The 24,758-nt window shown below is 34.0% G+C and carries 19 protein-coding genes; 5 read left to right on the forward strand and 14 right to left on the reverse strand.

The window, feature by feature from the left end:
- Positions 1 to 55: 55 nt before the first annotated feature.
- On the reverse strand, positions 56 to 577 hold the full coding sequence (locus R2782_RS01170; protein WP_371266225.1) for a hypothetical protein: 522 nt from the start codon (positions 575 to 577) through the stop codon (positions 56 to 58).
- A gap of 116 nt (positions 578 to 693) precedes the next feature.
- On the opposite strand from R2782_RS01170, the gene uvrA reads away from it, so the two are divergent.
- The gene (uvrA, locus tag R2782_RS01175; protein ID WP_371266226.1) at positions 694 to 3,525 is read left to right on the forward strand and encodes an excinuclease ABC subunit UvrA; all 2,832 of its coding nucleotides are present in this window, start codon (positions 694 to 696) and stop codon (positions 3,523 to 3,525) included.
- A gap of 31 nt (positions 3,526 to 3,556) precedes the next feature.
- Positions 3,557 to 4,282, forward strand: a complete 726-nt coding sequence (locus tag R2782_RS01180; protein ID WP_371266227.1) for a TIGR00730 family Rossman fold protein — start codon at positions 3,557 to 3,559, stop codon at positions 4,280 to 4,282.
- Positions 4,283 to 4,333: 51 nt separating this feature from the next.
- Here R2782_RS01180 and R2782_RS01185 read toward each other — a convergent pair whose 3' ends face one another.
- A complete protein-coding gene (locus R2782_RS01185) occupies positions 4,334 to 6,298 on the reverse strand; it encodes an endonuclease (RefSeq protein WP_371266228.1) in 1,965 nt (654 codons plus the stop codon).
- Positions 6,299 to 6,421: 123 nt separating this feature from the next.
- Here R2782_RS01185 and R2782_RS01190 point away from each other — a divergent pair, with 123 nt between their 5' ends.
- Both R2782_RS01190 and R2782_RS01195 read left to right on the forward strand, forming a co-directional pair.
- A complete protein-coding gene (locus R2782_RS01190) occupies positions 6,422 to 9,253 on the forward strand; it encodes an aminopeptidase (RefSeq protein ID WP_371266229.1) in 2,832 nt (943 codons plus the stop codon).
- A gap of 185 nt (positions 9,254 to 9,438) precedes the next feature.
- Positions 9,439 to 11,844: a thiamine pyrophosphate-dependent enzyme gene (locus R2782_RS01195; protein WP_371266230.1), complete on the forward strand. Its 2,406-nt coding sequence runs from the start codon at positions 9,439 to 9,441 to the stop codon at positions 11,842 to 11,844.
- Between the two features lie 228 nt (positions 11,845 to 12,072).
- Here the strand turns inward: R2782_RS01195 and R2782_RS01200 are convergent, their stop codons facing one another.
- Positions 12,073 to 12,495, reverse strand: a complete 423-nt coding sequence (locus tag R2782_RS01200; protein ID WP_371266231.1) for a T9SS type A sorting domain-containing protein — start codon at positions 12,493 to 12,495, stop codon at positions 12,073 to 12,075.
- Positions 12,440 to 13,207 (reverse strand): glycoside hydrolase family 28 protein, encoded by a 768-nt coding sequence (locus tag R2782_RS01205; protein WP_371266232.1) that lies wholly within the window; start codon positions 13,205 to 13,207, stop codon positions 12,440 to 12,442. Before R2782_RS01205 ends, R2782_RS01200 begins: the two co-directional genes overlap by 56 nt.
- Before the next feature lie 249 nt (positions 13,208 to 13,456).
- Between R2782_RS01205 and R2782_RS01210 the strand changes: the two genes are divergently transcribed.
- Complete coding sequence (locus tag R2782_RS01210) at positions 13,457 to 14,473, forward strand: LacI family DNA-binding transcriptional regulator (RefSeq protein ID WP_371266234.1); 1,017 nt, start codon at positions 13,457 to 13,459, stop codon at positions 14,471 to 14,473.
- Positions 14,474 to 14,529: 56 nt separating this feature from the next.
- Here the strand turns inward: R2782_RS01210 and R2782_RS01215 are convergent, their stop codons facing one another.
- The 10 genes from R2782_RS01215 to uxaC form a co-directional block, all read right to left on the reverse strand.
- Positions 14,530 to 16,140, reverse strand: a complete 1,611-nt coding sequence (locus R2782_RS01215; protein WP_371266235.1) for a UxaA family hydrolase — start codon at positions 16,138 to 16,140, stop codon at positions 14,530 to 14,532.
- Between the two features lie 9 nt (positions 16,141 to 16,149).
- Entirely contained in the window at positions 16,150 to 17,616 is a 1,467-nt protein-coding gene (locus R2782_RS01220) for a tagaturonate reductase (protein ID WP_371266236.1), read from the reverse strand.
- 5 nt (positions 17,617 to 17,621) lie between these two features.
- Positions 17,622 to 19,154, reverse strand: coding sequence for an MFS transporter (locus tag R2782_RS01225; RefSeq protein ID WP_371266586.1), 1,533 nt, complete (start codon positions 19,152 to 19,154; stop codon positions 17,622 to 17,624).
- A gap of 43 nt (positions 19,155 to 19,197) precedes the next feature.
- Positions 19,198 to 19,716 carry a LacI family DNA-binding transcriptional regulator gene (locus R2782_RS01230; RefSeq protein WP_371266237.1) on the reverse strand — a complete coding sequence of 173 codons (519 nt, stop codon included), beginning with the start codon at positions 19,714 to 19,716 and terminating at the stop codon, positions 19,198 to 19,200.
- A gap of 76 nt (positions 19,717 to 19,792) precedes the next feature.
- Positions 19,793 to 20,452, reverse strand: a complete 660-nt coding sequence (locus tag R2782_RS01235) for a bifunctional 4-hydroxy-2-oxoglutarate aldolase/2-dehydro-3-deoxy-phosphogluconate aldolase (RefSeq protein WP_371266238.1) — start codon at positions 20,450 to 20,452, stop codon at positions 19,793 to 19,795.
- 3 nt (positions 20,453 to 20,455) lie between these two features.
- Positions 20,456 to 20,905 (reverse strand): YhcH/YjgK/YiaL family protein, encoded by a 450-nt coding sequence (locus R2782_RS01240; RefSeq protein ID WP_371266239.1) that lies wholly within the window; start codon positions 20,903 to 20,905, stop codon positions 20,456 to 20,458.
- A gap of 2 nt (positions 20,906 to 20,907) precedes the next feature.
- Complete coding sequence (locus R2782_RS01245; protein WP_371266240.1) at positions 20,908 to 21,957, reverse strand: PfkB family carbohydrate kinase; 1,050 nt, start codon at positions 21,955 to 21,957, stop codon at positions 20,908 to 20,910.
- Positions 21,958 to 21,991: 34 nt separating this feature from the next.
- A complete protein-coding gene (locus R2782_RS01250) occupies positions 21,992 to 22,996 on the reverse strand; it encodes a PfkB family carbohydrate kinase (protein WP_371266241.1) in 1,005 nt (334 codons plus the stop codon).
- Complete coding sequence (locus R2782_RS01255) at positions 22,997 to 23,335, reverse strand: cupin domain-containing protein (protein WP_371266243.1); 339 nt, start codon at positions 23,333 to 23,335, stop codon at positions 22,997 to 22,999.
- A gap of 8 nt (positions 23,336 to 23,343) precedes the next feature.
- Complete coding sequence (gene uxaC, locus R2782_RS01260) at positions 23,344 to 24,747, reverse strand: glucuronate isomerase (RefSeq protein ID WP_371266244.1); 1,404 nt, start codon at positions 24,745 to 24,747, stop codon at positions 23,344 to 23,346.
- Between the last annotated feature and the right edge of the window lie 11 nt (positions 24,748 to 24,758).

A 24,758-nucleotide genomic window follows, 5' to 3' on the forward strand; every position in this document is an offset into this window, starting at 1 on the left:
TATTTCATTTTTTAAGTAAGTTGTTCATCCTTTCTACTGATATTTACAACTGAAACTACTTACTCTTTTCCCCAACAAAATAATCATTCGTACTTTTAAACAACACATTAAAAGTTGTTAAGCTGCCGTAAATTCGTGTGATATATTGTTGTAAATCTATTTTCTCTGCTTCGTCTAAATTGCTTGCGTTTATCTTTTGTTCCATTACGCGTAAACGGTCACGAACCATTGTAATTTTATGAAAAAAAGTATCAATGGGCACTTCTTTACTTTGTGTGGCGGTTCCGGGTTCCAAAATAAGTTTACCTCCCTTCCATTTGTCGGCAATCGGTACAATTTGTGAGACATCAGACCATTTTTGAAGCAGATTTTTTAAGGTCTTTTCTACTTCATAAAAACTTACTGAATCTACTTCATCCTCCAAAGCTTCAATCACTTCAAACTCACTATCAACATCAATAGTTTCCAATCCGTTTTCGATAAAAGTAACCCAGTAATGTTTGGAAGTTACATTGGTTACCACACCTAAACCAAATTCTGTATGTCTAATTCTCGATCCGATACCTAATATTTTCATAATTCAAGTTTACATTTTTTATTTTTTCAAAAATAGAAATTGTTTAACAAATTCTTCTTATTAGTCACAATAAATCTTGCTACTAAAATCGTAACTTTGCCTTTTGCCAAAAAAGTATGCAACATTTTGAAGAGACAATAGATGTAATTGGGGCAAGGGCTCACAACCTAAAAAATATAGACGTTACTATTCCAAGGGAAAAGCTAGTAGTGATTACAGGACTTTCGGGTTCGGGGAAATCTTCATTAGCTTTTGACACTATCTATGCGGAAGGGCAACGCCGTTATATTGAAACCTTTTCGGCTTATGCAAGACAATTTTTAGGGGGATTGGAACGTCCTGATGTAGATAAAATTGACGGACTTTCTCCCGTTATTGCAATTGAACAAAAAACAACTAGTAAAAGTCCTCGCTCAACGGTTGGTACCATTACGGAAATTTATGATTTTCTTCGTTTACTATTTGCCAGAGCCGGCGAAGCATATAGCTATAATACCGGCGAAAAAATGGTATCCTATTCGGATGAGCAAATAAAAACACTAATAATAGAACAGTTTAGTGGAAAACGAATCAATATCTTAGCTCCTGTTGTACGTTCACGAAAAGGTCATTATGCAGAATTATTTCAGCAAATTGGAAAGCAAGGATTTGTAAAAGTACGTGTAGACAGTGAAATTCAAGATATTGTTTCTGGAATGAAAGTAGATCGGTACAAAACTCATGACATTGAGATTGTTATCGACCGTTTACAGATTGAATCGGATCAAGAAACGGACAAACGTCTTTCTGAAAGTATTAAAACGGCTATGCATCATGGCAATGATGTAATGATGGTGATTGAACATGAAACTCAAGATATTCGCTTTTTTAGCCGCACATTAATGTGTCCTACTTCCGGTATTTCCTACCCCAATCCGGAGCCAAATAATTTCTCTTTCAACTCACCAAAAGGAGCATGTGAATGTTGTAATGGTTTAGGAACAATCAATCAAATTAATCTTCAAAAAATTATTCCTAATACTAAATTAAGTATCAAACAAGGTGGATTTGCCCCACTGGGAGAATATAAATCGAACTGGATCTTTAAACAATTGGAAACCATTGGCGAAAAATACAGCTTCAAATTAACTGATGCTATTGAAACCATTTCGGATGAAGCGATGGAAATGATTTTAAATGGAGGCAAAGAAAAATTTTCTGTTGAATCGAAAACACTTGGTATTACCAAAGAATATAAAATTGAATTTGAAGGAATTGCTAACTTTATAAAAAACCAATATGAAGAAAGTAATTCTTCATCAATCAAACGTTGGGCAAAAGAATTTATGGATGAAATTGAGTGCCCGGAATGCAAGGGTTCTCGTTTAAAAAAAGAAACACTGTATTTTAAAATCAATGAAAAAAATATAGCTGATTTATCGCAATTAGATATATCCGAATTATATGATTGGTTTTTTAATCTTGACGAAAATTTATCTGAAAAACAAAAAGCCATTGCTTCCGAAATTACAAAAGAAATCAAAGCAAGGTTGCGATTTCTGTTGGATGTAGGGTTAAACTATTTGTCTTTAAACAGAAGTTCAAAATCACTTTCAGGAGGAGAAGCTCAACGCATTCGACTAGCAACTCAGATTGGTTCCCAATTGGTAGGTGTTTTATATATTTTGGATGAGCCCAGTATTGGTTTGCATCAAAGAGACAATGATCGATTAATTAACTCTTTAGAAAATCTTCGCGATATTGGGAATTCTGTTTTGGTAGTAGAACATGACAAAGATATGATTGAGCGAGCCGATTGGGTAATAGATATTGGCCCTAAAGCCGGACGGTTTGGAGGTAAAATCATCAGTGAAGGCACACCAAAACAACTGTTGTTAGAGAGTACAATGACGGCTCAATATATGAGTGGAAAGATGAAAATTGAAGTCCCAAAAAAACGACGGGAAGGAAATGGTAAAGTATTAAAATTAGTAGGAGCCACCGGAAATAATTTAAAAAACGTAACCGTTGAATTTCCATTAGGTCAACTTATTTGCGTAACCGGAGTTTCGGGCAGTGGTAAATCAACCCTAATCAATGAAACCCTTTACCCTATTTTGAACGAGTACTTTTATAATGCTGTAAAGAAACCACAACCGTACAAAAAAATAGAAGGATTAGAACATATTGATAAAGTAATTGATATCGACCAAAGTCCGATTGGCAGAACACCTAGAAGTAATCCGGCTACTTATACCGATGTTTTTTCGGAAATCAGAAGCCTATTTACACAAACACCGGAAGCGATGATTCGTGGATACAAAGCCGGTCGTTTCAGTTTTAATGTGGCCGGCGGACGATGTGAAACTTGTGAAGGCTCAGGAGTTCGCACCATTGAAATGAGTTTTTTACCGGATGTTTATGTGGAATGTGAAACGTGCATGGGCAAGCGGTTTAACAGAGAAACGTTAGAAATTCGCTACAAAGGAAAATCCATTTCAGATGTATTGAATATGACAGTTGATGAAGCGGTAGATTTTTTTGAAAATATTCCGAAAATCCATCGAAAAGTAAAAACGATTCAAGATGTTGGGTTGGGCTATATCACATTAGGACAGCAAAGTACTACACTTTCGGGTGGAGAAGCTCAACGTATCAAATTAGCAACTGAACTATCAAAGAAAGACACCGGAAATACGTTATATATTTTAGATGAACCCACGACGGGCTTACATTTTGAGGATATTCGTGTATTGATGGATGTTATTAACAAATTGGTTGATAAAGGAAATACAGTCTTGGTCATTGAACACAATATGGATGTTATTAAATTGGCTGATTATATTATTGATATAGGTATAGAAGGCGGAAAAGGCGGTGGAGAAATTGTTTGCAAGGGAACTCCGGAAGAAATTGTGAAAAACAAAAAGAGTCTAACTGCTAAATTCCTTAAAAAAGAACTATTTTAGCACGTTTGTTTAATTTAATACGAAAAGAAAAATGGCTGCAGACCAGTACGAAAATGAAGATCATAGAATCCAAGAGAAATTCAAACAAAAAACTTGGAATGAAATTCGAACCAACGATTCATGGGCAATTTTTAAAATTATGTCTGAATTTGTAAATGGTTACGAAAGTATGGCTAGAATTGGACCTTGTGTCTCTATTTTTGGATCAGCAAGAACAAAACCGGAAGATAAATATTACCAATTAGCCGAACGTATTGCTTATAAAATTAGTAAAGCCGGATATGGTGTTATTACGGGTGGTGGTCCAGGTATAATGGAAGCCGGAAATAAAGGAGCACATCGTGGAGAGGGAACTTCGGTGGGATTGAATATTGAATTGCCATTTGAGCAACATTTCAATCCGTATATTGATAAAGATAAAAACTTAAATTTTGATTACTTTTTTGTGCGAAAAGTAATGTTTGTCAAATATTCACAAGGATTTGTCGTAATGCCTGGTGGATTTGGCACTTTAGATGAATTGTTTGAAGCAGTAACGTTAATTCAAACTAAGAAGATTGGTAAATTCCCAATAATTTTAGTCGGGACTGAATTTTGGTCCGGTTTGTTAGATTGGATAAAAAATGTTATGATTGACAAACAGAAAAATGCCAGTCCTGAAGACATGAATTTAATCAAAGTTGTTGACACAGAGGATGAAGTAGTAGCCGTGCTTGATGCTTTCTACAAAAAATACAATTTGAGTCCGAACTTTTAAAAATAGAAAAACCGCAAAATTCCTCTGAAATTTGCGGTTTTTTAATCCTAACTATTTGACAATAATCTTCTTAGTAAATTTTTGAGTATCCGTTTCAATATTCATTAAATATATTCCGGTTGCTACATTCAGTTTTAGTTGTGTAAATCCGTTTATCATTGTTTGGAATACTTGAATTCCTTCTATCGTGTACAAAGTTACTTTTGCCTGATTTTCAATTCCGCTAATGTTAATTTCGTCTTTAGTCGGAATGGGATAAACTTTTACACTATTTATATTGTTTTCAACTACACTAAGCGGTGCAAACCACTGGTCACCAAAATTTTCTCCAAAAATATAATTTGCCAATTCAGGGTAATCAATAAATGGATTTCGATTCATTTGCCAAGTATAGATATAATTATTCCGATTCATTTCAAAATCATCTGCCGGATCAGATTCATTCCAAGAGAGTAAAGAACCTAAATCCCCTATTTCACCAATTGTATTATCAGACGGATTTCCATTCACGAGATTCAATCCGTTGTAACGTACAGCCATATAAAAAAGTGATCGAGCTACATCGCCTTTCCATGTTCCTGCATTTCCGGTTGGTCCATTGTAATCGCTACCACCATAATCGCGGTTTCCTCTGGAACTATTTTCTTGACCATCTTCTGCTCGGATATGATGTGCATCTGAATGCCCCGCTAAAATATCATCAGCATTAGTAGGTAACCAAGTATCAATTCCGTCAGGAAAAGAAGAAGTTCCTCCCGAAAAACCACCACGCGATTGCGGAAAGATATGCTCACGGTTCCAAAAACCTACTATACTGGCTCCTGTTTGATAATCAATCTTGGTTTGTGAACGCTCTACATACATTAACCAAACCTGATTATTATTGGCCGGATTTTGATCTGCATTGTTTAAAATTTCAACCACATCACCATACGAATGTGCTCGAACAACTTCGGGATTTGCAATAATATCTTGGAGAGCCTGTTTAAGTGCATCCCCAGAAAGTCCTTCTAAACTATCATAATATCCGCTTGGAGCCGAACTTGTTACATTTCCATAAGTTGGTGATAATGGAGTTCCCCAGTCGGCAACTTGATAATTAACGTCTAACACACGAACTTTCACATTGTTGTTAAGCGTAATATATCCTTCTGCTAAAGAACCTACTACTATAATCATTTCTTCGTCTCCGTCGTTAAGACCATCGTTAAGTACTTCTATTTGCGTTGAAGCCGTTGAAGCTCCTACAGGAATAGTGAGTGAAAGATTTCCGGAAAAATCTTCGGATAAAAAAGTTCCATTCGTTAAACTTAGGGTAATATTAATGGTTTCAGTTACGGGAGAGTCTGTTTCAAATAAAATAGTCAACATTTCTCCCTCACTGAGACTTGTAGCTGAGGGAGTAACTGTAATTCCATTATAAATTATACCACTACCGTCATTATTAGCTCTTGGCGTAGGTGTTTTTACTTCGTAAGTACCATCATTCTTTCGTTGAATAGATTGTGAAGCCGCTAAACTATTTACATTTTCATTAGTTTGTACAGAAATATTTAAAGCAGATTGCAAAGCAGTAGCTTGTGTTGCACTATTACCATAAATAATGGCATCAATTAAATTGATTGAAGTAGCTGGCGTGTCTGTAGGAAAGGCATCAACAACATCTTGGTACAAAGCAATAGCATCCGGTCCGTTTTGAATTGTATTCTGAGGAAAAAGCCTTGATGGAGCCGGATTTACCTGAGAATTTCCTAATAGAACAATTCCGTTTCCATCAGTTGTTAATCCACTCAAGTCAATAGTGTAATAACTCAATGTCCCTGTTCCGTTAGATAAACCATTAAACATCACCAAAATATAACCATCGAGAGAAAAATAAGGAGACTCGGATTTTAATTCAATTATTTCCAATACATCTAGTCCGGGGGTGTCTGTATCGATTTCATTAATCACCACCTGAGCATTGAAACAAAATGGCAATAAAATACAGACCCAAAGAAGTAATCTTTTTGTCATGGTTATTTAGTTTGAGCAAATTTACTGAATTAAAGCCTAAAATTTAGTTATTTTAACAATTTGAACATTTTAATAACGATTTGATGTAAATAATTTAATACCTTTCAACCTAAAAAATTGCCATTGGATAGAGTACTAAAAATTCTCTTTTGTTTTGCTATTGGATTAGGTGGAAACTATTTGCTTGCTCAGAATAGCAATGTGATGTATGTTGAGTTACTTCCTGAAAAAAAAGTCTTAACAGTACATCAAGAGATTGTATTTGAAAACAGTAGTAAAGATAGTTTAGGAAGCATTATTCTGAATGATTGGAACAATGCATTCTCTACTAAAAACACACCCCTCGCAAAACGTTTTTCCGATGAATTTATTCGCAGTTTTCATTTAGCCAAACCGGATGAAAGAGGAAGTACATCTAACATTACCCTACTTGATGAAAACAAATCGTTTTTGGATTGGTGCAGACCTGAAAGACATCCTGACTTGATTGCTGTTTCACTTAAAAAAAAATTAGCTCCGGGTCAAAAAATAAAATTTACTATAACGTATCAAGTAAAAATACCAAGTGATAAATTCACCAAATTTGGTTATACTAACCAAGATGGTTTTAATCTTAAGGATTGGTACTTAACTCCTGCACGATTAGAGAAAAATGGTTTTTGCATGAACAGTAATTATAATGTTGATGACATTACTAATGCGGTTTCTGATTTTTACATCCAATTTAAAATACCTCAAGAGCAGACGCTTTTCACTGATTTAGACATTATCAATTCTGAAAATAAAGAGAATTTTACGGTTTATTCATTGGAAGGCAAAGGAAAAACAGATTTTAGCATTTATACCGAAAAAAAAATAACTTTTAATCGATATAAAAATGCTATTGCAGATGTTTATACTAATATCATAGATAATCGTCTTGACGAAATACAAAAAGCAGTTATAATTGATAAAATTGTAAAATTCACAAATGAAAATATTGGCACAAGTAAGAATTCAAAAGTAATCGTTTCTCAATCAGATTATGAGCGTAATCCGTTCTACGGGCTAAACCAGTTGCCGGCATTTATCAGTCCTTTTCCCGATTCATTTTTATATGAAATAAAATTTCTCAAAACTTATCTTCATCAATTTTTAAAAATTAATTTGAAACTTAATCCGCGTGATGAAAATTGGATTTATGATGCTATCCAAGTTTACATAATGATGAAATATATCGATGAGCATTATCCCGATATGAAAATGATGGGAAATATTTCTAAACTAAAAATCCTAAAAGGGTTTAATCTTTTTAATCTGGATTTTAATGAGCAATATAGTTATTACTATATGTTAATGGCTAGAAATAATTTAGATCAACCAATCGGAAATCCAAAAAATACCTTGCTCAAATTTAATGAACAAATTGCCGGTAAGTATCGAGCCGGATTAAGTTTAAAATACCTGGATGACTATTGTGGTAACAATTTAGCAAACCAGAGCATTAGCTCCTTTTTTGCATTAAATCAAAACCAACAAACGTCAGAAAAAGATTTTGAAATTATACTCAGAAAAAATTGTCCTAAGAACATCGATTGGTTTTTTGAAACTATAATTAATTCAAGAAAACTAATTGATTATAAATTTACAAACGTCACCAAATCAAATGATAGCATTACATTTACTGTACAAAACAAAACAGGAACAACTGTTCCTATTCCTGTTTTTGGATTAAAAAAAAATCAAATTGTTTTTAAAGAATGGCTGGAGAACATTAAAGATGATAGCACATTCACCATGAAAAAAAACGAAGCAGACAGAATCGTATTAAACTATCAAAACGAAGTGCCTGAATATAACTTACGGAACAATTGGAAATCACTCAAAAATTTTGCTTTCAATGATCGTCCGATTAAATTTAATTTTTTAAAAGATTTAGAAGACCCTTATCACAATCAAATATTATATGTACCTACATTAGAGTATAACTTGTATAATGGTTTGATGCCCGGATTTCGATTTCATAACAAAACATTTTTAAACAAACCGATATTGTTTGATGTCAATCCAGCCTATTCTACTTTAACTCAAAAATTAATTGGAAATTTTCGGGTAATCGGAAATCAATTCAGAAGAAATAGTCCTATTTATCTTATTCGGTATCAATTTTCGGGTCAGTTTTTTGATTATGCACAAGATGCAAGTTATATGAGGTTTAACCCAATGGTTCAATTCTTTAAACGACCGGATAATTATCGCGATAATCGAAAAGAATCACTCATGATTAGACAAATTATTGTAGAGCGTGAGCAATCTCCTTTTGTCTCTTTAGAGGGGAGAAATGAAAATTACTCCATTTTTAATATGCGGTATCATAATGTTAAAACAGAAGTAAAAAATCATTTTGCACTTCGGACAGATTTACAAATTGCCAATTCCTTTGGAAAATTAGCAGCAGAAGTAGAATTTCGAAAATTATTTGAGAGCAACAGACAAGTTAACCTACGATTTTTTGCGGGGTCATTTCTGTATCGTAAAACCAATTCAGATTATTTTAGTTTTGCTTTAGACCGTCCTACTGATTATTTATTTGACTATGGTTTATATGGCCGTTCTGAAACAACCGGATTGTTCAGTCAACAATATATTGTTGCCGAAGGAGCCTTTAAATCAAAATTAGATACACCTTATGCTAATGAATGGATTACAACATTTAACTCTAGTGTAAACATTTGGAATTGGATTGAAGTTTACGGCGATATCGGTACTTTAAAGAATAAAGGTGAATCGGCCAAATTTGTTTACGATAGTGGTCTACGACTTAATTTGGTTACCGATTATTTTGAACTTTATTTCCCTGTTTACTCTTCTAATGGTTGGGAAATTGGAAAAAGTAATTATGACGAGCGAATCCGATTTATGGTTACTATCAGTCCAAATGTTCTCGTTAGCTTATTTACAAGAAAATGGTTCTGATTAACTTTAAAAACCATCGATAAATTGAATTAAATTCATTAATTTAATTGATTTACAATAAATACATCAATCAAACATAATTTTTAAACCTTTTTTTCAACAATATCACAAATATAATTTTATTCTCATTTTGTTATTATTCCAACTTTTTACTTAAATTTGTTCGATACTAGATTTTTTTAATTATGACAACACCTGAAACCAAAGAAGCGTTGACGTTCGAAGATTTCAAAACAGAAGTTTTAAACGACTATAAAATTGCCATGACAAGTAGAGAGTGTTCACTTCTTGGAAGACGAGAAGTACTCACCGGTAAGGCAAAATTTGGTATCTTTGGTGACGGAAAAGAAGTACCACAATTGGCTATGGCCAAAGCATTTCAAAATGGTGATTTTCGATCCGGTTATTATCGAGACCAAACTTTTATGATGGCCATTGGTCAGTTAACCATTCAACAGTTTTTTGCCGGTTTATACGGACATACCGATTTGAATCATGATCCAATGAGTGGTGGTAGACAGATGGGAGGTCATTTTGCAACGCACTCACTTGATGAAAAAGGCAATTGGAATGATTTAACAAAACAAAAAAATTCAAGTGCAGACATTTCACCTACTGCCGGACAAATGCCTCGTTTATTAGGATTAGCCCAAGCTTCAAAAATATATAGAAACGTATCAGAATTATCAAAAAAAAATAAATTCTCAGAAAACGGAAACGAAATTGCTTGGGGAACCATAGGAAATGCTAGCACTTCGGAAGGCTTATTTTTTGAAACCATCAATGCAGCGGGTGTATTACAAGTACCAATGGTTATGAGTGTTTGGGACGATGAATACGGTATTTCTGTACATGCACGCTATCAAACAACTAAAGAAAACATCTCTGAGATTCTAAAAGGTTTTCAAAGGGACGATAAGAACAAAGGATACGAAATCATGACCGTTTTAGGTTGGGACTATGCCGCGTTGGTTGGCACTTATCAACGAGCTGCCCAAATAGCACGTGAAGAACATGTTCCGGTACTTATTCACGTAAACGAATTAACTCAACCGCAAGGTCACTCCACTTCCGGTAGCCATGAACGATACAAAAATGAAGCACGCCTAGCTTGGGAAGCAGAATATGATTGTTTAGCTCAAATGCGTTTGTGGATGATGGCAAATAATATTGCTACTGCTGATGAAATTGAAGAAATTGACAATCAAACTAAAAAAGAGGTTTTAGAAGGTAAAAAAGCCGCTTGGACTGCCTTTGTTGAGCCATTTAAGAAAGAGCAAAACGAATTGGTAACTTTATTAGAAAACATTGCCTCTACCAGCGTAAATCGTGTTTTTATTCAAAAATATGCCAATGACTTAAAAGAAATTAAAGAACCTATTCGAAAAGACATCCTTACTATAGCCAGAAAAGTTCTACGCATGATTGTGGGCGAAAAGAGTCAAACTCAATTGGCTTCTTGGATTAAAAATTACATTGAAACTATTCAACCCAAGTTTAGCTCGCATCTATTTTCTGAATCAGCTCAACAGGTTATGACTGTTAAAGAAGTTTTGCCCACTTATAATGAAGGGAATGAAGCTGTAGATGCTCGATTAGTTTTACGTGATAACTTTGATGCTATTTTCAGTAAACACCCTGAAGTATTAATTTTTGGAGAAGATTCCGGGAACATTGGCGATGTTAACCAAGGATTGGAAGGATTGCAAGAAAAATATGGCGAATTACGTGTGGCAGATGCGGGTATTAGAGAAGCTACCATTTTAGGTCAAGGAATAGGTATGGCTATGCGTGGCCTACGCCCTATTGCAGAAATACAATACTTAGATTACCTTTTGTATGCAATTCAAATTATGAGTGATGATTTGGCAACTTTACAATACCGAACAAAAGGAAGGCAAAAAGCTCCTTTAATCATTCGTACACGTGGTCATCGTTTGGAAGGTATTTGGCACTCCGGATCTCCAATGGGAATGATTATTAATGCTGTTCGTGGTATTCATGTATTGGTTCCAAGAAACATGATCAAAGCAGCCGGGTTTTACAATACTCTTCTTAAAACTGACGAACCGGCTTTGATTGTGGAATGTTTAAATGGATATCGCTTAAAAGAAAATATGCCCACCAATCTTGGTGAATTTACTACACCAATTGGTGTAGTTGAAACCATCAAAAAAGGAACCGATATAACTATCGTTTCGTATGGGTCAACTTTACGCTTGGTTGAACAAGCCGCTAAAGAATTGTTAGAAGTTGGTATAGACTGTGAAATAATTGATGTTCAATCACTTTTGCCTTTTGATGTTAACCATGACATTAAGAAAAGTTTGATGCAAACCAATCGTCTTTTAGTGGTTGATGAAGATGTGCCCGGTGGTGCTGCCGCTTTCATTCTTCAACAAATAATAGAAATACAAAACGGTTACGATTATTTAGACAGCAAACCGCAGACACTTTCTGCCCAACCTCACAGACCAGCTTATGGTACAGACGGAGATTATTTCAGTAAACCATCTGTTGAAGATATTTATGAAAAAGTGTATGCCATGTTGCACGAAGTAAATCCGAAAGAATACCCTAATTTGTATTAAACTGTTAGGATTAAAAGATTGAATTTATACACGTATATTATTACTTCTTATAACTATATTAACAGTTTGTATCTTATTGCTTTTCTGACAAAAAACACTTTTACATTTTGTGTAGTTAGCTTAGAACATCAATCTCATTTTATTGAAATAAAAAAACAGTAGTAAATTATGTTTACTACTGTTTAAAAAATGAAATAATATTACTTAACTAACTACTGAAAAATAAATTTAGTTGATAAGAACTTTTACCGATTTATCACCTTCCTCTGATTTTACATTAACAATATAAAGTCCTTTGTTGAGTTCAAAACTAGTATCAGATGAAGTACTAATAGATTTGATTAATGCACCATTAATTCCATACACTTTAACTTCAGTATTTGAAACTACATTTTGAACAAACAATTGATTTCCTGCTCCAAAAACATTAGTTGTTAATTTATCCAAACTATCTAAACTCAATGTAGTCTCAACTGTTGCTCCGGTAACTTCAAGTTTGTATAAATTACAAGCAGCACTACCATAAACATATAAGGTTCCAGCACCACCTGTATAATTAGTAGTTAAAATAGCTCCATCACCATTACCATCCTGATTAGTGGTAGCATATTGGATGAATAATCCAAAATGGAGCATTAATGATTTTGACATCTTTAATTAACACATTGAAACAATCAAATGGTTCAATGAAATTTGGACGTAAATAATGATTTTCACCAAAAACACGTTTGGCTATAGGCACATCATTTTGAGCCATTTCCATTAAAGCCGGCAGATTCAAGCTGTCCCTTTGAGATGGCTGCCCATCAACATAGCCATAAACACCACCTTCAGAAGTTTTACCTTTCCATGGCCACCAGTTCGTTTTATCAGCCTGACCATTCAAAACACCTTTTCCGGTAATTGCTATATTTTTTTTGTTTTTAGCATAGATTAATGGTGAATAATTCATCAACTCCATACCCTCAAAAGAAGTATGTACCAAAGGATAGTCAACCGGATTGGTACTAAATAATATTTCTGCCCCCTCCTCCAAATGTAGGTTAACATTATCATCTAAATGTATTGGCCCAGAGAGAAATTTACCTCTTGGCACAACAACTTTTCCACCACCATTTTCAGCACATGCCTTAATTGCCAATCGAAAAGATTCTGTATTCAAACTAACTCCATCCGATTTTGCACCATAATCCAAAACTGAATAAGTACTATTTTTAAATTTTGGCTCTTTGGTATTGTTAATAATAGACTCCATCATCCCCCATGGACTCCCCTCTTTAACTTCATTAATTTTATTTTTTTCTCCACAAGCCATTGTAAGCAACCCAATAACTGAAAGAATAAGTGTCTTGTTTTTCTGCATTTTAAGAGCAATCATTTTAAAAATTGTAACAATGTAATCGATTACCAAAAATAATTAATCCAATAATAATAACCAAGCTTTTTTTAATAAAATAAAAAAAAAATATAATTTTTATGTCTAATTAATAATCGGCCTCTAAGAAACATCACCTTTTTTAAAAGAAAAAAAATAAATATTCAATCTAATCATTACATTTGTGTCTAAAAAATTTACCGTATATTATTGTACTAACCTTGAGGGTATTTTTTTATGAAAAAAAAGACAACCATTTACGACATTGCTAAAAAGCTAAATATAACGGCTGCTACTGTCTCTAGAGCTTTAAACAACAACCCTAACATAAGTGAAGCAACCCGTGAACTAGTTGCCAATATGGCTTCTAAAATGAATTATGAACAAAACAGACTTGCCTTAGCTTTAAAAAGTGGAAAAAGCAATAATGTAGGTGTTGTAGTTCCTAGAATTGACAGCAACTTTTTTGGTTCCGTCATTCACGGTATCGAAGAGGAATTGAATAAACATGGTTATCATGTTATTATTTGTCAAACAGATGGAGTTGAAGGAAAGGAAATTGATAACATTGAAGCTCTATTAAACTCTCAAGTAGACGGTATATTAATTTCTACATCTAGTAATAATCTCTCCACCTTTGATAGGATTATGAAAAAAGAAGTGCCTTTGGTCTTTTTTGACAGAAAAAAAACAATGAAAAATGTAAGTTCTGTTACTATAAATGACTTTGACGGAGGTTATAAAGCTACTCAATACTTAATTGATTCCGGTTGCAAACGTATTGCTTACTTTTCCGGAGATACTAATATTGAAATTTTTAAAGACCGTTTTTTAGGTTATAAGCAGGCTTTATTGGATAACAAATTGGAGTTTGTAAAAGACTATATCATTCAAACAAAAAGTACAATAGAGGATGGTAAAAAAGCAGTAAAAAAACTTTTGAAACTGAACATTCCACCAGATGCAATTTTTTCTTCAAGTGACTTTGCCGCTCTAGGTGCTATTCAAGAATTAAGAGCTAAAAACATCAAAATCCCTACTGACTTTTCAGTAATAGGATTTAGTAACGAACCGTTTACTCAATTTATGGAGTTATCAATTAGTACAATTGATCAATTTCCTCTTGAAATGGGTAGAATGACTGCAAAGGTATTTTTAGAACAAGTAAACAATTCGGATAAAATTAAAATTGAAAAGAAAGTAGTTTTAGAACCGGAGTTAATATTGAGAAAATCTACCCGAAAATTAGTCTAAAAATAATAAATCCGTCTAAAATACTTTGACGGATTTATACAATACTAACTAAAAAACTATAATGAAACCCCTCGTTTCCAAGGAATAAAATCATCTTGTTTTAATTGATCGGCTTTAGTAAGCAATCTTCCACTAGCTACTTCAATAATGTAGTTTAATATATTTTCGCCAACTTCTTCAATGGTTTCTTCCCCGCTTATTACTGTGCCGGTATCAATATCAATAATATCATTCATTCGTTGTGCCAAAACGGAATTTGAAGATACTTTAATAACCGGAGTAATCGGATTTCCGGTTGGTGTTCCTAAACCTGTTGTAAATAACACTATTGTGGCTCCGGAACCAACCATAGCGGTAGTACTTTCCACATCATTTCCGGGTGTATTTAACAACGTTAATCCGGGTTGAGAAACATATTCACCATAATCTAACACATCCATCACAGGAGAAGTACCTCCTTTTTTGGCAGCTCCGGCTGATTTCATTGCATCTGTAATCAAGCCATCTTTGATGTTGCCGGGAGAAGGATTCATATCAAAACCAGAGCCTGCGGCAATAACTGATTTTTCATAAGCTTTCATTAATGATAAAAATTTATTAGCTTTATCTTCCGTTACACATCGATTCATTAATTCTTGTTCTACACCACACAATTCAGGGAATTCTGCTAAAATACTTTTTCCTCCTAAAGCAGCCATGACATCTGAAACATAACCTAAAGCAGGATTTGCTGAAATTCCTGAAAAACCGTCTGATCCGCCACATTCTAAACCGATACAAAGTTTTGACAAAGGAGCCGGTTTGCGTTGGATTTGGTTAGCTCTTTTAATAGCTTCAAAAGAATCTTTGATGATTGTTTGAAGCATCACATCAACCGTTCCCATTTGTTGTTGCTCATAAATGATAACTTCTTTGTTTAAATTTGGATTAATTTCTCTTAACGTTTTTTGAAACAATTCGATTTGTAAATTTTGACAGCCCAAACTTAGAACAGTAGCTCCGGCAACATTGGGATTATTTACATATCCTGCTAACAATCTGGCCAAACTTTCTGAATCTTGTCTTATTCCTCCACAGCCTCCTTGGTGGGTAATAAATTTTACTTCGATATTATCAAACGTCGTATTACTTTTTTCCTCAACACTTTCTGTCGGGTTTGTTCCGTTAACTAAAGAACGTAGCAACATTTGATAACTGTCTGTTTTTTTGGGCATTAACTCTTTTTCAAACACTTCTTTTAAGCGTTCAATATTTTTATTTTCGCAAAAAACTAATGGAAAAAAAAGCCAAATATTTGTAGTTCCCACTTGTCCATCTGCACGATGATACCCCATAAAAGTTCTTTCTTTCCACTTATCAACATTTGGAGGATTCCAAGTTGTAGACTCAGTTTTATGAGTTACTTTACTACTCTGATGAGTAACATTTTGTGTTGTTAAGACTTCGCCTTTTTTAATATTTTGACTAGCTTTACCTACCAAAACACCATACATGAAAATACTGTCTCCCACAGAAAAATCGAACTCAGCAATCTTATGTTTTGCCTTAACGGAAGAAACCATTGTAATTTTCTTGTCTTCAAAAACCAAGGTTTCGCCTTCGTTTATATCTACCAAAGCAACAATTACATTGTCAGTAGGATGAACTTTTATTAATTTCTTTTGCATAATCGTTTGTTAAGAGTCATATCGATTCTGAAAACTTTTGAATCCGTTTTCAATTCCTCCATTTTCTATTTCTTTCAAGGCAAAAACCAAAGCTTCGGTTAAACCTTTTACTTCATTTAAATCACAATCCCAAAATTCTGTGTTTGAAAGTGTTTGCTCAACTATAAATTCCAAATTGTCAGATTTCCATAAATCTTCAAAAAATAAAACTATTTCTTTCGTATCATTTACGGGTAAAGCTCTGTTTTGCCACTCTTTTTTGTAAAAGCGAAGTAAACAAGCAAAAGAGAACGTTAGATAAACCGGTAATTTATGGTTTATTTTTACGTATGCTAACAAACTTGGAAGCACCCTCACCTTAAATTTTGAAATCGAGTTTAAAGCAATGTCCGCTAATTGATGTTTAATAAACGGATTTCTGAAACGGTCTAATACTTCTTCTGCAAACAAATCCAATTCGTCTTTTTCCATTGGTAGAGTTGGATTAATTTCTTTAAAAATAGCATTGACAACAAACGCTTCTGTAAACTGATCATCAAGTGTTTGCTTAACCGTTTGGTTACCATATAAAATGGAAAAAGGAACCATTGCTGTATGAGCACCGTTGAGAATTCTTACTTTCCGCGTCCGATAAGGTTGCATATCAGATACAATCTTGACATCTAAATTTGTATTGTGAAAAGGTAATTTCTCTTTCAATTTTTCATCTCCTTCAATCACCCAAAGAAAAAATGGCTCTGCTGTAACTAAAATATCATCGTGGTAGTCTAATTTGTTGTTATATTCTTCAATTTCATTACGGGGATAACCCGGCACAATTCTATCAACTAATGTGTTATGGAAAGTACAGCTAGTAATTAACCAATTTTTGTAATCGCTACCTAACTCCCATAAGTCGGCTAATTTATGTAAAATATCTTTTAATGTATCCGCATTATAATTGATTAATTCGCAAGGAATAATAGTTAATCCTTTGGAAGTATCGCCTTTAAAATGTAAGAACCGCTCGTGTAAAAAAACCGACAACTTTCCGGGAAATGAATGAGGTGGTTGCATTTCTTTGGTGTCAGAATCAACATACTCAATTCCAGCCTCTGTAGTATTTGAAATCACAAATTCCAATGATTCTTCTTTAGCTAAATCAAGGTATTCCTGAAAATTAGTGTAGGTATTAATTCCTTTTATAACATTAGTAATCAATTCAACATCTTGAATTTTCTGTCCTTTTTTCACACCATTCATAAACAATATGTATAACCCGTCTTGCTCATTTAATAAATGAACCAATCCGTTGTCCAGGGGTTGAACTACAGCTATTCCGCCGTTAAAATCAGTTTTTTTGTTTAAAATTTGAAACGCATAATCTACAAAAGCTCTTAAAAAATTTCCTTCTCCAAATTGTACAACTTTAATGGGATATTTTGTTGAAAACCCCATATTTTCTCTTTTCAATTTTTGCTTTACCAAGTTTTCCATTTCTTTTAAAATTTAATTACTTTATACTTTGGTACTAATGTCTTCATGATTCCCCAGGCAATAAGGTAAGCTACTGCACAAATTGAAAAGATGATCATGTATCCTTTATCAATTCCATCTGAAACGATGGAACCCGAATTTTCTATTTCAGTTAACAAATTGTCCGGCATTCGTTCATTTATATATTGCGGAAATTTTTCCAGTAGCGGAACACCATCAATAGTTGTCCAAGCTTTGTGAGCATGATCAAATAAGACACCCGATCCTTTGTTTATTAGAAAAGAACCTATTCCACCTGCCATTCCTCCAATTCCTGTAATCGTGGCAATCGCTTTTTTAGGAAACATGTCTCCTACTGTTGAAAAAATATTTGCTGACCAAGCTTGATGTGCCGCACCGGCAATACCGATAATAATGACCGGAATCCAATAGGAAATTTCACCACCGGGTTGTGCCATTAAAGCCAATAAAGGAAAAAAAGCAAAAATCAACATCGCTTTCATTCTACCCTCGTATGGATTCAACCCAAGTTTATCTACAAAATATTTGGGCAACCAACCTCCAATGATTGATAGTAAAGTAATTACATATAAAATTACCAACGGAATTGCACTTTGCGTACTATCCATTTTGTAAACTGAACTTAAATAAGCGGGTGTCCAGAATAAGTAAAACCACCAAACTCCATCTGTCATAAACTTTCCAACAATAAAAGCCCATGTTTGCCGGTAGTTGAAACAGTCTTTTAGAGATAATACTATCTCTCTTTCCTCATTACTTTTTTCTCTTTCATCTAATTGGTCTTGATTGATATAGTCCAACTCCTCTTTATTTACTTTTGGATGTAATTCGGGTTTTTTGTAAAGAAAAATCCATAACCCCATCCAAACAAAACCTAATGCACCGATAATGATGAAAGCCATTTCCCAGCCTAAGGCTTTTGCAATGAATGGAATTGTTAAAGGTGCTGCTAACGCACCTACTGTAGCTCCAGCATTAAATATACTTGTTGAAAATGCTCTATCTTTTTTAGGAAAATATTCTGCTGTTGCTTTGATTGCAGCCGGAAAGTTTCCTGCTTCTCCAACAGCTAACACAAATCGGGCGAAAATAAATAAAGTAACACTGGTACTAATAACCAATGAAGTATTGTTAATTGTTCCTATAATTTCTTTGGATTCTTCGAACCCTACAAACCAACTTCCGGTAATTAATCCTGAAGTGGCTATACCACAAAATGCGTGTAAAACGGCTCCTACAGACCAAATTCCAATTGCCCAAAGGAACCCTTTTTTGGTATCCATCCAATCCACAAACTTTCCTGCAAAAAGCATACTAATGGCATAAAAAATTGAAAATAAAGCTGTGATATTTCCGTAATCGTTATTATTCCAATGAAATTCAGGTTGGATAAAATCTTTCCAAGTTAAAGAGAGCACTTGTCGATCTAAATAGTTTATTGTTGTGGCAAAAAATAACAAACCACAAATGGTCCATCTGAATTTAGTTGCTTTTTTTGAAGAAGTTTGATGCGTCATATTTATTATTTTAGTCACGTTTTGTATAATTACTAATTAATTTTTAGCTGATTTGATTAATCAAATTATCAAATAACTCAGCACAATTTTCTTTATTCTTAAAAGTAGAGCTTTCTTGGTCCATTTGAACAAAGGCAACGGCCAAATATCTTCTATTAGAAATTGTTATTTCTTTTTCAATTTCTTTATTCGTAGTTAAAACAATTGTAGCATCAACACTACCGTCATTAATATCTTCTAAATAGTGTTTAATTTTTGAAACGTCTTCAAACGATTGAAATAACATACTTCTGTATCCTCTTCTAGTTGCACATTTTAGAATATCAAAAAGGATTTCACTGTACAAATGATTATTAATAGTGGGAACAATTATTGCAATAATACTTGATTTACTACTTCGCAGTGCTAATGCATTTTTGTTTGGTCTATAATTTGTTTTTAAAGCAAATTCCTGAATGATTTTTTTTGTATCAACATTAATATCTTGCTTATCATTTAAAGCTTTAGAAATAGTAGAAATAGAAAAACCTGTCAAATGGGATATTTTCTTTAAAGTCGTCATTTTTATTTTTTTTTCTGTTGAGTGCTTTTATCCAATGTTATTGAAAAATCACACTCAACAGGGTGTTAAAAAAATTCTATTTTATTGATTGAATAATTTTTAAAACTTTTTTGGTTTCCAACTCTATCGTTGTATAATCTTTGTCTGCCATTAATTGCTTGCTGATTAATTTACTTCCCATACCAACGGCAGAAACCCCGGCTTTAAACCATCCTGAAATATTTTCTTTAGTTGTATCTACACCACCCGTTGGCATGAATAATAATTTTGGAAAAATATCTTTGATACCACTTAAAAAATCAGGTCCGAGCATGTTTCCCGGAAAAAGTTTTATGAATTTTACTCCGGCATTTTCAGCGGCAATAATTTCCGTTGGTGTCATACAACCCGGACTGTAAAACAGATCTTTTGCAATTAAATAATTGGCAACTTCCGGAACAAATCCGGGACTGATATAAAAATCTGCTCCAACTTTTTCAAATGCTTTTGCTTGTTCTAAATTTTTAATCGTTCCTATTCCAAGCAATAAGTCCGGCATTTCGGCATTACGAACCTCTACCATTTTAGCGAAGTTTTTCAAAGCAGCTTCCCCACGATTGGTATATTCTACGGCTTTAATTCCGGCACGGTAAATAGCTCTAAGCACTTCTATGGTTACATTTTCATCGGCATTGAAATACAACGGTAAAATACCTTGTTTTACAATTGCATCTGAAACTTTTTGACTATTACTCATTTTTTAAATTTTAACTTTAAATACTAATTTTTTTATGGCACCTTCACCAATCATTGGAGCATGTACATCTTCCGGATAGAAAATAACAAACTGAGCATCTGTTAATTGAAAAAACATATCCGGTTCGTCATTAAAAAACAAAACATCTTTTTCTGTACTGTATTCTCCATTTGGATTGACACATTTTTCTCTTGGTTTCCAAGCAATGGTTTCAACTCCTTTGGCACAAAATTGAATGTCGATATTTTCATTATGACATTCAAATTTGGCTAAGCTTTCTTCCTTGGTTTTCCCCATTTTATTGCTAACAATTACTTTTAATCCTTCTTCAATAGCAACTGTACCATCTTCTAAAGAATTAATATCATTTGTTTTTAAAAACTCGAATGCTTTGGCAAACAAAGGATGTAGACTTGTGTATCTTGATGCGTTATTGATTGTATCTACTATCATAATTATCTAGCTACACGACCCGAAGCATCACCTCCCATTAATTTTTGAACTTCATCAACAGTAACCAAATTCGCATCACCTTTGATGGTGTGTTTTAAACAAGAAGCGGCCACAGCAAAATCCAATGCATTTTGATCATCATCCGGATAGGTTAATAATCCGTAGATTAATCCTCCCATAAAACTATCACCGCCGCCAACTCTATCAACGATATCGGTAATTTGGTATTGACGCGTTTGTAACATTTGTTTTCCATCGTATAAAACTCCTGCCCACGTATTGTGTGAAGCCGAAATTGAACCTCTCAATGTTGTAATTACCTTTTTAGCTCTTGGGAATTTTTTCATCATTTGTTGACAAACTGACAAGAAAGCTTCTGCTTTCACATCGTGTCCGTGCGTTTGGACAGCTGCACCTTCCGGTTTGATTCCGAAGTGCATTTCTGCATCTTCTTCATTTCCTAAAACTACATCGCAATACGAAGTCAGTTCAGTCATGATTGCTTCTCTTTTTGCAGCGTCACAGTATTTCCAAAGTTTAGCACGGTAATTCAAATCGGTTGAAATGGTAACCCCCATTTTACTTGCAACTTTCACCGCTTCCAGACAAACATCAGCTGAACTTTGAGAAATAGCCGGTGTAATTCCAGTCCAATGGAACCATTCCACTCCTTTAAAAACTTCTTCCCAATTAATCATTCCCGATTGAATGGTTGACATAGAAGAATAAGCTCTGTCATAAACTACTTTACTTCCTCTGCTTACTGCACCTGTTTCTAGAAAATAAATTCCTAAACGTTCTCCACCCCAAACTATTTTATCAACACCAACGCCTCTTTTACGCATTTCCATCATGGCACATTCTCCAATATCATTTTTTGGTAAACGGGTTACAAAATCAACCGGAATTCCATAATTAGCTAAAGAAACCGCTACGTTTGATTCTCCACCTCCATAAACTACATCAAAATTATCTGCTTGAGAAAATCTTAAAAATCCTTGTGGTGCTAATCTCAACATGATTTCACCGAATGTTACTACCTTTTTTGACATTATTTTAAATTTATTATTATGTAATTGTTTCAATTTATCTAGACACTCTTCCGCCGCCGGAACCGCCCATTAATGCTTTAATTTCATTGACAGTTGCTAAATTGATATCACCGGAAATGGAATGCTTTAAACAAGTCGCAGCAGCAGCAAATTCTAAAGCAGTTTGATTGTCATTCGGCCAAGCTATCATTCCGTAAATGATTCCTGCCATAAATGCATCTCCGGCACCAATTCGATCAATTAAATGTGAAATATTGTATTTCTGTGAATGCAATAATTCTTTTCCGTTCCAAAAGGAAGCACTGATTCCGTTGGACGAAGCATTGGCATCCATTCGTTTGGTGGTGACAATGTTTTTTAATTTTGGAAATGCTTTCATCCAATTTGAAAAAATATCTTCTTGGGTATCCTTTTCATTGATTTTTATGCCCAATACTTTTTCTGAATCATCAATTCCGCCTAACAGTAAATCACAATGTTTGACTAGATTTGGCATGATTTCATTGGCATTTTTACCATACTTCCATAAAGTCGGACGATAATTTAAATCGGCCGAAATAGTTAAACCCATTCGTGAAGCAACTTTTAAGGCTTCTTCACAGATTTCTGCTAATTCCAACGTCAATGATGGTGTAATTCCTGACCAATGAAACCAATCAGCATCTTTAAAAGCAGTTTCCCAATCAATCATTCCTTTTTTCAAGGTTGAAAATGACGAATCTTCACGATCATACACCACTTTTCCCGGTCTTTCGGATGCACCTTGTTCAAAATAGTAGATGCCAAGCCTTTTTCCTTGAATAAAAGAAATAGGTTCAACACCAAAAGAACGTAGCATACTGAGCGATGATTCGCCGAGCTCGTTGTCTGGAACTGCTGTAATAAATTTTACAGAAACTCCAAATTTTGACAGTGATGCAGCAACATTGGCTTCGGCACAACCATAATACATATCAAAGGATCTCGCCTGTGTGAGTCGCAAATGACTTGGCGGCGAAAGCCGAAGTAAAAGTTCACCAAATGTTACTACTCTGCTCATTTATACTTTTATAAAATCCTCTCTCATTGGACTAAAAACATCAATTAACAAACCGTCTTCTAAACAAATTACGCCGTGTTCTAGGTTTGGAGCTACAAAAAAAGAATCTCCTTTTTGCAAAAGCTTCGTTTCATTATTAATTGTTACTTCAAATTTTCCTTCCGCGATGTGAGTGACTTGCGAATGGATGTGATGATGCATCTCACCAATTCCACCTTTTTTAAACTTTACATTAACCATCATTATTGATTGATTATAGCCCACTATCTTTCGTTCTATTTTATCATCAACAGTTTCCCAATCGGTTAATTCATTTTCAAAAAAAACATTACTTTCCACTTGATTGACTACTTAAAATTAAAGTAATTTTTAGCATTATGATAACTTATATCTGCAACCATTTTACCAATCCATTCCATATCATCAGGCAATTCGCCTCTTTTGATTTCATCGCCCAATAAATTACACAAAACACGTCTGAAATATTCGTGTCTCGGAAATGATAAAAAACTTCTGGAATCGGTTAACATTCCAATAAAACAACTGATTAATCCCATGTTTGACAAGGCGTTCATTTGTTTTGTCATACCATCTTTTTGGTCTAAAAACCACCAGCCGGAACCAAATTGCACTTTCCCTTTGATGCTTCCATCATTAAAATTTCCAATCATGGTTGCCATTACTTCATTGTCGGCAGGATTTAGGTTGTATAAAATCGTTTTGGTTAATTTATCTTTCGAATCCAACGCATTCAACAAAGCAGATAAATTTCTAGCCTGAGAGAAATCACCAATCGAATCCCAACCTGTATCCGGGCCTAAAATTCGGTGCATTCTGGCATTGTTGTTACGCAAAGCTCCTAAGTGGAATTGTTGCACCCAGCCATGTTGATGATAATTTTCACATAAAAACAACAAAATGGCGGTTTGAAATTTAGCCTCTTCTAACGAAGTAATCGGTTGATTTTTTCTTCTCCTTTCAAAAATGGAATTGATTTCACTTTCTGTATAATTTTCAAACAGAATTTGATCTAATCCGTGATCGGAAAGTTGACAACCATTTTCATTGAAATAAGCAACTCTTTTACTTAAAGCATTGCATAAATCAAAAAATGTATTAATTTCAAAATCAACCACTTTAGATAATGAATCAATATAACTATTATACGTTTCACTTGCAATTAAAATCGCTTTATCAGGACGGAAAGCAGTACTCACTTTTACCGAAAAATCACTGTTGGCTAATTGCTTGTGATAAGCCAAATCGTCCGTTGGATCTTCGGTTGTGCAAACCACTTCAGCGTTTACTTTCTTTAATAAATTCCGACAAGAAAATTTAGGAGTGCTTAATTTTTGAGAAGTTGCTTCATAAATCTCTTCTGCAGATTTTTCATTTAATAAATCATAAATATCAAAATAACGTGCTAATTCCAAATGTGTCCAATGATACAAAGGATTTCGCATGGTGTACGGAACCGTTTTTGCCCATTGAATGAATTTATCTTTGTCGGATGCATCTCCGGTAATGAATTTTTCATTCACACCCAACGTTCGCATGGCTCTCCATTTGTAGTGGTCGCCATTAATCCAAACATCCGTAATATTTTTAAATTGATAGTTTTCCGCTATTAATTTTGGAGATAAGTGATTATGGTAATCGATAATAGGCTGATTTTTAGAATAGTTATGATACAATTCCTCTGCATATTTATTTTCTAATAAAAAATTATCGTGTATAAATTTTGTTTTCATTACAATTGCTT

It is taken from the genome of Flavobacterium sp. (genome assembly GCF_041392085.1).
GTDB lineage: Bacteria > Bacteroidota > Bacteroidia > Flavobacteriales > Flavobacteriaceae > Flavobacterium.

Bases quoted from the DNA above. Each gene is read 5' to 3' on its own strand.
- R2782_RS01245 (WP_371266240.1), bottom strand. From the start codon at position 21,957: ATGTCAAAAAAGGTAGTAACATTCGGTGAAATCATGTTGAGATTAGCA.
- R2782_RS01180 (WP_371266227.1), top strand. From the start codon at position 3,557: ATGGCTGCAGACCAGTACGAAAATGAAGATCATAGAATCCAAGAGAAA.
- R2782_RS01230 (WP_371266237.1), bottom strand. From the start codon at position 19,716: ATGACGACTTTAAAGAAAATATCCCATTTGACAGGTTTTTCTATTTCT.
- R2782_RS01225 (WP_371266586.1), bottom strand. From the start codon at position 19,154: ATGACGCATCAAACTTCTTCAAAAAAAGCAACTAAATTCAGATGGACC.
- R2782_RS01215 (WP_371266235.1), bottom strand. From the start codon at position 16,140: ATGCAAAAGAAATTAATAAAAGTTCATCCTACTGACAATGTAATTGTT.
- R2782_RS01240 (WP_371266239.1), bottom strand. From the start codon at position 20,905: ATGATAGTAGATACAATCAATAACGCATCAAGATACACAAGTCTACAT.
- R2782_RS01220 (WP_371266236.1), bottom strand. From the start codon at position 17,616: ATGGAAAACTTGGTAAAGCAAAAATTGAAAAGAGAAAATATGGGGTTT.
- R2782_RS01205 (WP_371266232.1), bottom strand. From the start codon at position 13,207: ATGCAGAAAAACAAGACACTTATTCTTTCAGTTATTGGGTTGCTTACA.
- R2782_RS01210 (WP_371266234.1), top strand. From the start codon at position 13,457: ATGAAAAAAAAGACAACCATTTACGACATTGCTAAAAAGCTAAATATA.
- R2782_RS01195 (WP_371266230.1), top strand. From the start codon at position 9,439: ATGACAACACCTGAAACCAAAGAAGCGTTGACGTTCGAAGATTTCAAA.
- R2782_RS01200 (WP_371266231.1), bottom strand. From the start codon at position 12,495: ATGTCAAAATCATTAATGCTCCATTTTGGATTATTCATCCAATATGCT.
- R2782_RS01250 (WP_371266241.1), bottom strand. From the start codon at position 22,996: ATGAGCAGAGTAGTAACATTTGGTGAACTTTTACTTCGGCTTTCGCCG.
- R2782_RS01235 (WP_371266238.1), bottom strand. From the start codon at position 20,452: ATGAGTAATAGTCAAAAAGTTTCAGATGCAATTGTAAAACAAGGTATT.
- uvrA (WP_371266226.1), top strand. From the start codon at position 694: ATGCAACATTTTGAAGAGACAATAGATGTAATTGGGGCAAGGGCTCAC.
- R2782_RS01185 (WP_371266228.1), bottom strand. From the start codon at position 6,298: ATGACAAAAAGATTACTTCTTTGGGTCTGTATTTTATTGCCATTTTGT.
- R2782_RS01170 (WP_371266225.1), bottom strand. From the start codon at position 577: ATGAAAATATTAGGTATCGGATCGAGAATTAGACATACAGAATTTGGT.
- uxaC (WP_371266244.1), bottom strand. From the start codon at position 24,747: ATGAAAACAAAATTTATACACGATAATTTTTTATTAGAAAATAAATAT.